12 protein-coding genes are annotated in these 11,391 nt (G+C 40.8%); 6 read left to right on the top strand and 6 right to left on the bottom strand.

The annotated features are described in order from the left end of the window. The first annotated feature begins 279 nt into the window (after positions 1-279). The 6 genes from LY624_RS18895 to LY624_RS18870 all read left to right on the top strand — a co-directional run bounded on the left by LY624_RS18895 (position 280) and on the right by LY624_RS18870 (position 4,288). Positions 280-873, top strand: a complete 594-nt coding sequence (locus LY624_RS18895) for a hypothetical protein (RefSeq protein WP_341804807.1) — start codon at positions 280-282, stop codon at positions 871-873. A gap of 383 nt (positions 874-1,256) precedes the next feature. Further along, on the top strand, positions 1,257-1,622 hold the full coding sequence (locus LY624_RS18890; RefSeq protein WP_341804806.1) for a hypothetical protein: 366 nt from the start codon (positions 1,257-1,259) through the stop codon (positions 1,620-1,622). A 113-nt stretch (positions 1,623-1,735) separates the two neighbouring features. Next, positions 1,736-2,116 (top strand): hypothetical protein, encoded by a 381-nt coding sequence (locus LY624_RS18885; RefSeq protein WP_054552631.1) that lies wholly within the window; start codon positions 1,736-1,738, stop codon positions 2,114-2,116. Between the two features lie 126 nt (positions 2,117-2,242). Then, positions 2,243-2,731 (top strand): hypothetical protein, encoded by a 489-nt coding sequence (locus LY624_RS18880; RefSeq protein WP_341804882.1) that lies wholly within the window; start codon positions 2,243-2,245, stop codon positions 2,729-2,731. Between the two features lie 112 nt (positions 2,732-2,843). Further along, positions 2,844-3,092 (top strand): hypothetical protein, encoded by a 249-nt coding sequence (locus tag LY624_RS18875; RefSeq protein ID WP_341804805.1) that lies wholly within the window; start codon positions 2,844-2,846, stop codon positions 3,090-3,092. A gap of 395 nt (positions 3,093-3,487) precedes the next feature. Further along, positions 3,488-4,288: a hypothetical protein gene (locus tag LY624_RS18870; protein ID WP_341804804.1), complete on the top strand. Its 801-nt coding sequence runs from the start codon at positions 3,488-3,490 to the stop codon at positions 4,286-4,288. Positions 4,289-4,371: 83 nt separating this feature from the next. On the opposite strand, the gene ppiC is transcribed toward LY624_RS18870, so the two are convergent. From ppiC to LY624_RS18840, 6 genes are all read right to left on the bottom strand, one after another. Beyond that, complete coding sequence (ppiC, locus tag LY624_RS18865) at positions 4,372-4,650, bottom strand: peptidylprolyl isomerase PpiC (RefSeq protein ID WP_055021968.1); 279 nt, start codon at positions 4,648-4,650, stop codon at positions 4,372-4,374. 63 nt (positions 4,651-4,713) lie between these two features. Continuing rightward, the gene (locus tag LY624_RS18860) at positions 4,714-5,346 is read right to left on the bottom strand and encodes a lysoplasmalogenase (RefSeq protein ID WP_341804803.1); all 633 of its coding nucleotides are present in this window, start codon (positions 5,344-5,346) and stop codon (positions 4,714-4,716) included. A gap of 58 nt (positions 5,347-5,404) precedes the next feature. Then, on the bottom strand, positions 5,405-5,743 hold the full coding sequence (locus LY624_RS18855) for a thiol-disulfide oxidoreductase DCC family protein (RefSeq protein ID WP_341804881.1): 339 nt from the start codon (positions 5,741-5,743) through the stop codon (positions 5,405-5,407). 62 nt (positions 5,744-5,805) lie between these two features. Then, on the bottom strand, positions 5,806-6,828 hold the full coding sequence (locus tag LY624_RS18850; RefSeq protein WP_341804802.1) for a zinc-binding dehydrogenase: 1,023 nt from the start codon (positions 6,826-6,828) through the stop codon (positions 5,806-5,808). Positions 6,829-6,841: 13 nt separating this feature from the next. Then, positions 6,842-8,248, bottom strand: a complete 1,407-nt coding sequence (locus LY624_RS18845; RefSeq protein WP_341804801.1) for a TolC family protein — start codon at positions 8,246-8,248, stop codon at positions 6,842-6,844. After that, a complete protein-coding gene (locus LY624_RS18840; protein ID WP_341804800.1) occupies positions 8,241-11,387 on the bottom strand; it encodes an efflux RND transporter permease subunit in 3,147 nt (1,048 codons plus the stop codon). The genes LY624_RS18845 and LY624_RS18840 overlap by 8 nt, the downstream gene beginning before the upstream one ends. Positions 11,388-11,391: the final 4 nt, after the last annotated feature.

The raw sequence follows: 11,391 nt of genomic DNA, 5'->3' as shown, positions 1-11,391 counted from the left end.
GTATCACGCGACTGAAAAGTCAATATATCAATATGAATGCACACATAAAGAAAAAGAAATGGGCTGATGCGGCATTGCAGAGCAATCGCATTGGCATACAGACTCAGCGAAATCTCTACGTAAAAACCTCTTTCTAAAAACGCAAGCCAGCGCTAAAAAACCATAAGGATAATATTGATGAACCTTAAATATTCTACTACATCCTCAGTATTAGCTTTGTGTGCGCTCTGTTTGTCAGCTTGTCAGCACGCGCCTACGGTAAATGAGCAGGAAAGACAAATGCGCTGGATAAACCCCGATGTGTTTGATGCATCAAAACATACCAACGGTAGCTTATACAGTTTTGAATTTGACATGACGTTCACTGCAGTGAATGGCGAAAATGCAACCGTTACAAACTGCCTTGAATTAGCTTTGTTTGGTGAGGAGAAAGTTAGCGCGCCAGAATACATTTACTGGCAATCAATGAAAATCGACTGCGAAGTAGTAGAAAGATTTTATCTTAGCTCTGAAAACGCTGTAAGTTTCTGGCCTAAGTCATTTGACTATGAACTAATTAAACAGTTTCCAGCAACTGCGATCCCTTATTTAGGCGGTCAAGCGCTCGACGGGCGAACTGGTATGCTTTCAGCCTATGACGCTAGCCTTAAGTTTATAGAAAAAAAGAATGACAATCAGATTCATGTCGAAGTTGACGATATGGATGTGTATTACGTTCAAGTGGCGCGCGCAGATTTTAATCGAGACGGCGTTCAAGATATTTTTGTTCGTATAGATTGGTATGTGAAAGATGCGTTTGGTAAAGGAACCGATTGGGTAGTGTTAACGAAACTATCACCCGATGCAGCCCCCATGATGCTTTGGCGAAAATAGAGTTCAGAAGATGGGGGTTGTGTTCTAACAAAAGGCTCCACGCACACGTCCTATCCGAAGACTTAAAAGCCCTTGTCCTGAGAGGAGTTATGTATATAACTCGCCTTTGCCCAAACAGTGTTAACTTAATTGCTTTAAAAGTCTGCTATGAGCGGACATTGAATATTTTCTTTTTATATTCAGAATTTACAACTTTCCCCTATATTCAGGATAATGAGCAATTAGCGCATATTTGTCGTCAGACCACTTTACCAATATGAAAATACTTTGTTAGCTAGCCAAAGGGTAGCTAATTTGATAAAAATTTAGTAATGATAAAAGTGAGTAGTTGTATGGTAGAAATATACTCGATTTGCGCACTATTAAATTGTTAGGTTTTCAAAATGGAACTTGAGCAAATTAATCATTATCTTTCAAAACTTGAAGGGCCAGCTGATATCGAAAACATATCGGCAGACAAATTTGATGTTTCAGGCTCTCTATTAATTAAATTCAATGGCGATACTGGAACCAAGGATGATGGCGAAATAGAATTAGAATTCTTTGGTGTTGATTCTATGTGCCTTTCTTTTAGATTGTTGGCGCCTGTTAAAATCGAACTATCTAATGATCTATCAATTGTTTTACTAAATTCTAATTATCTTGAAAACGGGTTAAATCTCTATCAGCTAACTGATGATGTTGGCGCTAAATGGTGGATTTATGCCAAAGGCTTTAAGGCAAAATTATTACCGGTGTATTATGGGTAATGAAAACCTAACAAGCTGTTTAAGTGGGACTGCTAAAGTTTGGCTCGGTTTCGCTTCGCTTCACAAGTATAGCCAAACATTTATCAGCCCCTTAACAGGGCGTTAGGTGTTTCGTGAGAGTCGAGGCGATAAATCAATTCGTTGGATGTATTGAACGTCTGCTAAATGGAGAACAAATAGATCTCTACGGTGAAAGTGTGTCTTCATCATTTGAATACATTGCTGCAGAAATATTAACGGAACAGCTCATAGAAGGGATTTGGTACGATGGTGTATCAAACATGGTCGCTAATGTCGAAAATTCAAATAGAGTTGTGTTTTCTGGCTACATGTATGTTTGCCTAAATCAGGAAAAATTCTGGCAAGAGCCATTCAAAGCCGTTGTTAAAGATGAGAGAGTCTCACACAACGGGGTAAGGGTTTACGTGAAAATAGGAGAGTTAGAAGGTGAAAAGGAACTACTATCAATGGAATGGCACTATAGAAACACCTAACAAACCGCTGTAGACGCACGTGGAGCGTGCTGGGACAAAAACACGTGGGCTGTCCTCGCTTCGCTCGATATTATAGCCCACGTATTTTTGCCCCTAAGCGGGGTGTTATTTTTTCTGGATTCTCGTATATTGCATCAAATTGAAAGGTGGATTGATCAGGTGAACATTGAGTACCAAGAACAAAGGATTTCTTGCTCTAAATTCTTTGGTGAATTCAAAGGTTTTTATCCTTTAGAGTTCCTTCAACAATCATATTTTGTGATTGTCGATACAATCCCCAAGCCTAACTTTCCTGAGTTACGTCATACGGGGTTGGGTGACTTTATAGATATGGAAGTGCACGGAATTACGTACAAAAGCACTTATTATGTTCTCCCTCAGTTTGCATCGGATTTGCGCTTACATTTTCACGAACTTGTCCATGTTGCACAATGGAGGCATTTAGGTGCAATACCATTTATGGAACGCTACATAACTGAAATTCAAACTTCGGGATATTATGAAGCACCTTTAGAGAAAATGGCATACGCTTTTGATGATCATTTTACGAAAGGTGGCAAGAAAATAGATGTTCCAAATTATGTAGCGAAAGAATTTAACAAGGCATTTAAATAAAAAAACAGTGGGTTATGTTACGCTTCGCAAAGCATTTTAACCCGTTATCTTTGCCTGCTGAATGCTATGTTATTACCGTCCACTCATGGCACTCTAAAGACTGAGGTGATAAATGGAAAATTACTACTTAGAAATTGCGATTGGAATCGCCGCACTTTGCAATATAGTAGCAAGCATTGTGATATTGAGGTCAGACTCATTTGAAAAAGCTCAAAAGGTTGCACAGATTATTATCGTTTGGTTAATACCCTATGGCGCTTCTATTGGGATTATGATCTTTATAATTAGTGAAGATAAACCAAAGCTACCGCCCTCTGCACCAGGCGGTGGTTCCGCAGATCGAATGAGTCAAATGGAGTAGACGAAATGTCTCTTGTTGGCACAGTTCCGTCCTTAGGCCCTTGCCCCAAAGTGAGTTAACGTAATTACTCGATCGATCACCTTTGAGCTATCAGATACAGTGATTCACCTAATGATATTGGCTCTACTCCATAATCTGATATTCCACTAACTTTTATGTTGGTGATGACATAAATAACAGTATTAATATACAGTTTTATTATTGTGCTCCCATATTCAAGAAAATGAACGACGAGCGCATTTTCTTTTTCTGAATACCTATAGTGTCAATATAAATATTAAAGTTGGCAATGCATTACGTTATTTGTTAAAAATAGATTCATTAATACATGCGCGTAGCATCGGCACAAAGATGCGCGACGAGCGCACTATAAAATTATTGTACGTAAGGACACTATGAAGTACGAATATGCATTGAAAAAAAATGGCAATGGAGAGTATGAACGTGTTTACCCAAGCTCTCTACATGATGCGGTATTTCGGGAATCACTGAAGAGTGAGCTTTTGCTGGATAGTGAGAAAAAGGTTCGTCTATATGCTAGATATAGAAAAGATGCTCCCCACTTTTATGCTCGTAGCGCTATCCGCAGACGTCTAGTATCAAAGCCAAAGGATACAACCGCTCATGACAAAGAAATTAAGTCGCTTGTTACATTTGGCAATAACGCAGACCCTTTAACCATTGGGTATTATGATTTTCCGAATGGAAAAAAGGAGTTTCAGGAAACATATCGACTACGTGACTATGAATGGGGTAGTGAATGCAGTTACGTAATTGATAGATACAATTATGTCCAGTTTGATGTGTTAGGAAGGTCGAAGAAAATTGGACTTAGGGAAAAACAGCCTTTAGTCGCTATAGAAGTAGTTGACACTCATTTTATAGACAAGAAGTCGTTTAACAAAATTAGGCAAATGACTAAATTCAACCCCTTAGTTGTAGTTGTTTACTTCTTATTTGGAGATGGAAAACTAAATCATAAAAAATATACTCGTGGTAATGCTGCAAGATTAAGAGCAAATTTTTACATAGAAGATGGCTCATTTTGGGTTGATAAATATAGATTAGAAGAGAAGCATTTCAGCAAGAATATTAATTTCAAAAATGAAGATGATTATTATGATGCGGTTAGAGCTTTGGAAGTAAACGAGTATATTAGGCAAAACGTACAACAAGAAAATGCAGCGGACTCGTAAACTCGCCGCTGATTTTGGCGTTACCGCATAAATACTCTAACGTGTTTATGTCCAAAAATGAGTTAAAACCTAAAGCTTTAACTTTACGTTCTATACAGCACTTTAATTACATGCCAACCAAAGCGGGTTTTCACTAAATGTGGCTCTAAGATTTCGCCGCTGAATGCTACTTTGTCAAACTGTGGCACCATTTGACCACGTCTGAATTCACCTAAGTCGCCACCTTTTTTACCTGACGGACAGGTTGAATGTTTTTTAGCTAAAGTCTGAAACTTCGCACCTTTTTTAAGTTGCTTGATAATGTCTTCAGCTTGTTCTTTATGCTTAACTAAAATGTGCAGTGCGTGCGCTGTATTTGCCATGGGAGATCTCAAAAATTTAAACGCGCGTATTTTATCACGGCTAAGCTAGCACAGCCACAAAGCCTACTTGCTTTTGTCTGAAGCTTGTAAAAAACCTTTCACTAAACAAAATTGTGCTAAATAATAACTACACATAATAGCGATATCAGCGTAATAAAAGGGCATATAAAAATGATTCAAAGCCAGTATTGAGTCAGATATAACAAAAACCGCCCCACCTAATACTAAGAAGCCGTTCGATTTATCTGTCATCCAAGTAAGGCTTGCCATTATCATCAAAACAATCATATAGAAAATCACAGGGATAAGCATTTCATTTAAAGTGGGATACAATAAGCAAAATACCCCTATCGCTAAAAATAAATAAAGCAGCAACACATCAATGCGGTACTTTTTAACGGGTAGCATTGTGATGATGTAAAATAAGTGACTAACAAAGAATGCAGCTAAACCGCCTATAAAAAGCTGTCCTGTATCAAGGGCTAGCAGTACATCCCCTAATGCAGAAAAGCTAAGAGCTAATAATAAAGTAATAACAGTACGGTTTTGTATTTGCGCTCGATATTTAACTACCATCACAATTAAAAAGAGTATTGGCGTTGCTTTTAATAGCGCAGTAACACCTTGAGGAAGCGCAGCTTGTAACATCAATAGAGCGATGTAAAACGTTGCTAAGAGTAAATAGAGAATGTTCATTTTTTTGTTATTGTTGTTCGTTCCCAATAACGACAATAGCAAGCTTTAAATAAAAAGTTTATAGAAAATGCTGTTTTTGTTTTTCTGTCAGCAACCTGCACTGTGCTTGTTTTCCAAAAAATCGGTATCGGTTACGACCAACCCAATCATAAAAACGATCACGCAAGCCTTTTGGGGTTAGATAAAACACTTTAGCAAGGGAAAATGGAAAACCTAATTTAGTGGCAATAAATAACACAGCATCACTTTGTTTATAAAGCTGGTTTTTATCAATCACTAACATTGAGGAAAGTGGTTCGTCAACTTGATGCGCCTTTAATAAACGTTCACCTTTATCACTTTGCATGGGGCATAACTTAAAGGTTATTTGCTTATCAAAGCGAAGAATAAAGCGCACACAAAAATGGCACAGGTTGCACTGACCATCAAACAAGATAATTGGGCTGCTCGTTTGCAAACTTAACCACTGACTTGTACAACTTGTTTGCCCGTTAAGCCACCAGCAAGTTGTTTATTTAATGCAGCTGAAACAGCTTCAGCGGTAAAATCTACAGCATGAATTTGCGGCAATTTGATCTCGCCTCTGGCTGCATTATCAAGTAATAAATTACCCATAAAACTCAGCCTTTGCTGAGCACATAAGCTATTTGCAAGCCACGCACCACCTAACGATACAATGCCAATGTTAGGTGCACGCCTAAACATGAGCTCTTGTTCAAATTTAGGTAGTTCATTTAAACATGCAATGTGGCCACAAAAACGCATTAACTCAACGTTACGAATGGTGGTATCGCCACCAATACAGTCAAGCACGGCATCAAAACCTTGGGGGCCAAGCTCACGACGAATTTTATCTTCAAGTTTTAGGTCTTTGTAATCAAACACCACATCAGCACCTAATTGCTTAAGTAACTTATGATTGTGTTTGCTGGCAGTGGTAAACACTGTTGCCCCACGTTGCTTAGCAAATTGAATAGCAAACTGACCTACACCACCTGCGCCTGCATCAATAAACAGTGAATCCCCTTCGCTTAGCTGCAACTTATCAAGGGCAATTAATGCCGTCATACCTGAACAAGGTAAGGTTGCGGCATCGCACGGTGAGACGTTATCTGGCACAACCGACACTGCATAGTTTGGCACTGTTGTGTATTCAGATAATACACCTTGGTCGCCAAGGCTAGCGTGCCACACAACACGTGCGCCTACGCCAGGAAACACACCTTTATTGGCATGAATCACAACACCCACAGCATCATGACCAAGTATATGGGGATAACTCCACTTGCAAAACCCCTGCTTTGCAAAGTTAGCATCCCCATGGTTTAAACCCACATATTCAACTCTGATCAAAAGTTCGTTGCCTTCAGGGCAAGGGACTGGCACAGATAACTCCGATAACGCAATAGCGTCATTAGGCTCAAGCAGTGCTAGTGCGCGCATTGTTGAAGGAAGATCAGTGTTTTGTTGAATATGTGACATTTAATACTCTGGGTTAAAGGTTGTTTAGTTCAAAGCTCCAGCGACCATTAAACGCTTGATAAGCGCTCACTTTGGCCTGTAATGAAGCAATTGTTGAATCAACAGCATTTTCTTGCGCTATTAAAACATCCTGTCGAGCATCTAACAACTCTAAGTAAGGAATTTGCCCTTCTTCGTACATTGCTTGTGCTTGACCAAATGCTTTATTCGCATAATTAAAACGCTCGTCAGCGAAGTTTAACTGCTCACTTTGTTTGACTAACCTTTGCAGCGTAAGTTCACTGTCGCTTATCGCTTTTAACACTTTACTTTGGTAATCGCTATAAGCCGCTTCACTTAAAAATTGCTGCGCATCACGTTGAGCTAATAATGCAGGATAACTCAGCAATGACCATTCAACTTTTGGTGTCACTTGCCATTGTTGCACGGTATCTTCTAAACCATTGCTAGTTAAGCTCACTACGCCTGCAAACCCTGCCAGACTAATATCGGGCAGTAACGCTTTGGAAGCTGCAACACTCAGTGAATAAGCCTGACTAAACTGATACAAGGCACTGGTGATATCGGGTCTCAGTGCCATTGCTTCACTGGCTTTATTAAACGACACGCTAAATTCGTGGCTTAATAACTCAGGCTCTTCTATCAATGATATGTCACTTGCCAGTCGCCCTGTTAGCACCGCAAGGGTTGCCAAATCGCGATATTGCAAGTAACTAAGCTCAGGAATAAGCGCTTGTTGCTGCTTTAACTGCGCAAGTGTGCGGTTAAGGTCAAGCTCATTCGCAACCCCCTCCTCTACTCGCGCTTTGAGCACATCAATACTTTGCTCGAGTGCCTCGATTTGCATCTCAATAATCGCTTGCTTTTGCACATTACCTTGATAGCTCACATAGCCTTGCACCACAGCTGAAACCACTTCAACCTGTAATGCTCTGAGCTGCTCTGCTTGGTTGAGTGCCCCCGCATTAGCAGCATCGACTAACGCTGTAATACGACCAAACAAATCAAGCTGCCAGTTTACGTTAACACCAGCGTTTGATTGGCGCGTAATTGCGCCATCTAAACTGCTGCGCTCTGCGCCTACACTTAGGCTGCCCTGCGGATAATAATCCGCACGGGCTGCACCTAAACGGGCAATGGCTGCATCAAGTTGAAGTTGACTGGTTTTTAAATCGTGATTCATAGCTAATGCATCAGTCACTAAATTGTTTAACTGCGCTGAATCTAAACGGCGCCACCAGTTATTTTCGCTCGCACCTTGGTTTTGTTCACCAATTTGTGTATTTCTAACAAATTGTGTCAGGCTCACTTGCTGCGCTTGCATATCGACGCTTTGTGCGCAGCCAGCCAGTGCTCCGGCTAACAGCATTGCACTAACCAGTTTGCCGTGTTTAAAGAGTTCATGAAGAGGCTTATGCATCGTGTTGCTCCTTCTGCGATTTTTTAGTTACTAACATATAAAATACCGGGGTGAACAATAAGCCAAACACAGTTACACCAATCATGCCTGAGAACACTGCGTTACCCATAGCATGACGCATCTCAGCACCAGCACCTGTTGCTAAAACAAGGGGTACAACACCTGCCGTAAAGGCTATTGACGTCATTAAAATTGGGCGAAGTCGTAAGCGACACGCTTTAATTATGGCTTCAAGGTGAGACATTCCCGTTTTATGCTGATCTCGTGCAAACTCAACCATCAAGATGGCGTTCTTACTTGCTAGTGCAACCAGTACGATTAATGCGATTTGCGTGAAGATGTTGTTGTCATCACCAACAAACCACACACCTAACAAGGCCGAGAAAATCGTCATAGGCACAATCAAAATAATAGCCAGTGGTAATCTTAAGCTCTCGTATTGCGCAGCAAGCACCATAAACACAAGCAATACAACAAGTGGGAAAACATACACCATGGTATTACCCGCTAATATTTGCTGATAAGTTACTTCTGTCCACTCAAACTCAATACCATTTGGTAATGTCTCTGCAAGGATTGCTTCTATCGCATGTTGCGCTTGGTCAGAGCTATAACCTGGCGCTGGGCTACCATTTAATTCAGCTGTAGGATAACCGTTATAATGCATTACACGATCTGGACCTGTTGTTGGTGTGACCGTTAATACAGAGCCTAATGGCACCATCTCACCCATGCGGTTACGGACTTTAAGATTCAAAATTTGCTCAGGATCTTGGCGGTAGTCAGCATCAGCTTGTGCATTAACCTGATAAGTACGACCAAATAAGTTAAAGTCATTTACGTACATAGAACCTAAGTACACTTGTAAGGCATTGAATACTTCATCAAGTGGAATACCTTGAATAAGCGCTTGCTCACGGTCGATATCGATATCCATTTGTGGCACTTGAATTCTAAAGCTTGAGTAAAGCCCCATTAATGCTGGGTCTTGCTGCGCTTTATTAATGGTTGCTTGTAAGCTGTTAAAGAGTGCTTCAAAACCTTTGTTAGCACGGTCTTCAATTTGCAGTTTAAAGCCACCTGTTGTTCCTAAACCCTGAATTGGCGGTGGCGGAAATACCGCAACAAATGCTTCATCAATACTGGCAAACTTTTGATTTAACTGCGCCGCAATCGCCATTGCTGACATACTCGGGTCTTGACGCTCTTCAAAAGGGGCAAGCGGAGTAAATACAATGCCGCTATTAGGACTATTAGTGAAACCATTCACCGATAAACCAGGGAACGATACTGTGTTTGCAACACCCGGTACTTGCAATGCAATTTTTTCCATTTCTTGCACGACTTCTTGGGTTCTGTCTAAGCTTGCCGCATCAGGCAACTGTGCTACAGCCACTAAATATTGCTTATCTTGCTGTGGAATAAAGCCACCTGGTACAGCATCAAACAATTTAACTGTACCACCAACAAGTGCAACATAGGCAACTAATACAATCACACTCATACGAATCAGTTTTTGCACCAGCTTTTCGTAGCCATTGGCGCCTTTATCAAACAAGCGGTTAAAAGGTTTAAACAGCCAATTACCGAATACACGGTTTAATAACTTCGTTAAACGGTCTGGTTTTGCATCATGACCTTTTAATAATAACGCCGATAACGCAGGCGATAATGTTAACGAGTTAAATGCTGAGATAACCGTTGAAATTGTAATAGTTAACGCAAATTGCTTATAAAACTGACCAGATAAACCTGTAATGAAAGCAGTAGGAATAAATACCGCACACAGTACGAGTGCAATGGCGATAATTGGTCCTGTTACTTCTGTCATCGCAACACGAGTGGCTTCTAGTGGTGATAAGCCTTGCTCGATATTACGCTCAACGTTTTCAACTACAACAATGGCATCATCAACAACAATACCAATGGCAAGAACCAAGCCGAATAACGATAAGGTATTAATCGATACACCCAGCCATTGCATAACTGCAAACGTACCAATCAAAGATACCGGTACTGCAATCAGTGGGATTACCGATGCACGCCATGTTTGTAAAAACACCACGACAACGATTACCACTAATGCAATTGCTTCAAGTAGCGTTTTGATAACAGCATCAATAGAGCCACGTACGAAAATAGTTGGATCATAAACAATGTCGTATTCAACACCTGCCGGAAAGTCTTTTGATAATACTTTCATCGTTTCACGTACTTGATCAGACAACTCAATCGCATTAGAACCCGGACGTTGGAATACCGGCATTGCAAGAGCTGGTTGACCATCTAACATTGCTCTTAGCGCATAGGTGTCTTGACCTAATTCAAGGCGTGCAACATCACTTAGGCGTGTAAGCTGACCTTGCTCACCCACTTTGATGATCACATTTTCAAACTCTTCTTGTGAGCTTAAGCGCCCTTTTACATTCATCAAAATTTGAAATTGATTACTTTTCGAGGTAGGTTGCGCACCTAAACTCCCCGCAGCAACCTGTTGGTTTTGCGCGCGTAATGCATTTACTACATCCATTGCTGTTAAATCGCGTGCCGATAGCGCATCTGGGTTAAGCCATACCCGCATTGAGTATTGACCACCACCAAACATACGTACATCACCCACCCCAGGAAGGCGTGCAATTTGGTCTTTGATATACAAATCAGCATAGTTCGCTAAGTAAGTTGTATCATGCGTTTTTTCAGGCGAGTACAAATGCACCACCATGGTTAAATCTGGTGATGATTTTTCTGCTACAACACCTAAACGCTGAACTTCTTGTGGTAAGCGTGGTAGTGCACTATTTACACGGTTTTGCACTTGTACTTGTGCGCGGTCTAAATCAGTGCCTAACGCAAAGGTTACCGTTAACGTCATACGGCCATCACTGGTTGCTTGCGAAAACATATACAACATGTTTTCTGTACCATTGATTTCTTGCTCAAGCGGCGTTGCCACTGTTTCAGCTATCACCGTCGGGTTTGCACCTGGGTAACTTGCCGTTACAACAACTGTTGGCGGCACCACTTCAGGGTACTCACTCACTGGCAATTGAAATAACGAGATTGCCCCTGCGATGAGAAAAATAAGCGACAGCATCGCTGCAAAGATGGGTCGCTGGATAAAAAAGTGTGAAAATTTCATTTTG

Source organism: Pseudoalteromonas sp. N1230-9 (assembly GCF_032716425.1).
Lineage (GTDB): Bacteria > Pseudomonadota > Gammaproteobacteria > Enterobacterales > Alteromonadaceae > Pseudoalteromonas.
This window is presented reverse-complemented; position numbering and strand designations above follow the sequence as displayed.

What these genes read in the sequence shown, in the direction of transcription:
- LY624_RS18895 (WP_341804807.1), top strand. Translation starts at nt 280, where the DNA reads ATGCGCTGGATAAACCCCGATGTGTTTGATGCATCAAAACATACCAAC.
- LY624_RS18890 (WP_341804806.1), top strand. Translation starts at nt 1,257, where the DNA reads ATGGAACTTGAGCAAATTAATCATTATCTTTCAAAACTTGAAGGGCCA.
- LY624_RS18875 (WP_341804805.1), top strand. Translation starts at nt 2,844, where the DNA reads ATGGAAAATTACTACTTAGAAATTGCGATTGGAATCGCCGCACTTTGC.
- LY624_RS18870 (WP_341804804.1), top strand. Translation starts at nt 3,488, where the DNA reads ATGAAGTACGAATATGCATTGAAAAAAAATGGCAATGGAGAGTATGAA.
- ppiC (WP_055021968.1), bottom strand. Translation starts at nt 4,650, where the DNA reads ATGGCAAATACAGCGCACGCACTGCACATTTTAGTTAAGCATAAAGAA.
- LY624_RS18860 (WP_341804803.1), bottom strand. Translation starts at nt 5,346, where the DNA reads ATGAACATTCTCTATTTACTCTTAGCAACGTTTTACATCGCTCTATTG.
- LY624_RS18850 (WP_341804802.1), bottom strand. Translation starts at nt 6,828, where the DNA reads ATGTCACATATTCAACAAAACACTGATCTTCCTTCAACAATGCGCGCA.
- LY624_RS18845 (WP_341804801.1), bottom strand. Translation starts at nt 8,248, where the DNA reads ATGCATAAGCCTCTTCATGAACTCTTTAAACACGGCAAACTGGTTAGT.
- LY624_RS18840 (WP_341804800.1), bottom strand. Translation starts at nt 11,387, where the DNA reads ATGAAATTTTCACACTTTTTTATCCAGCGACCCATCTTTGCAGCGATG.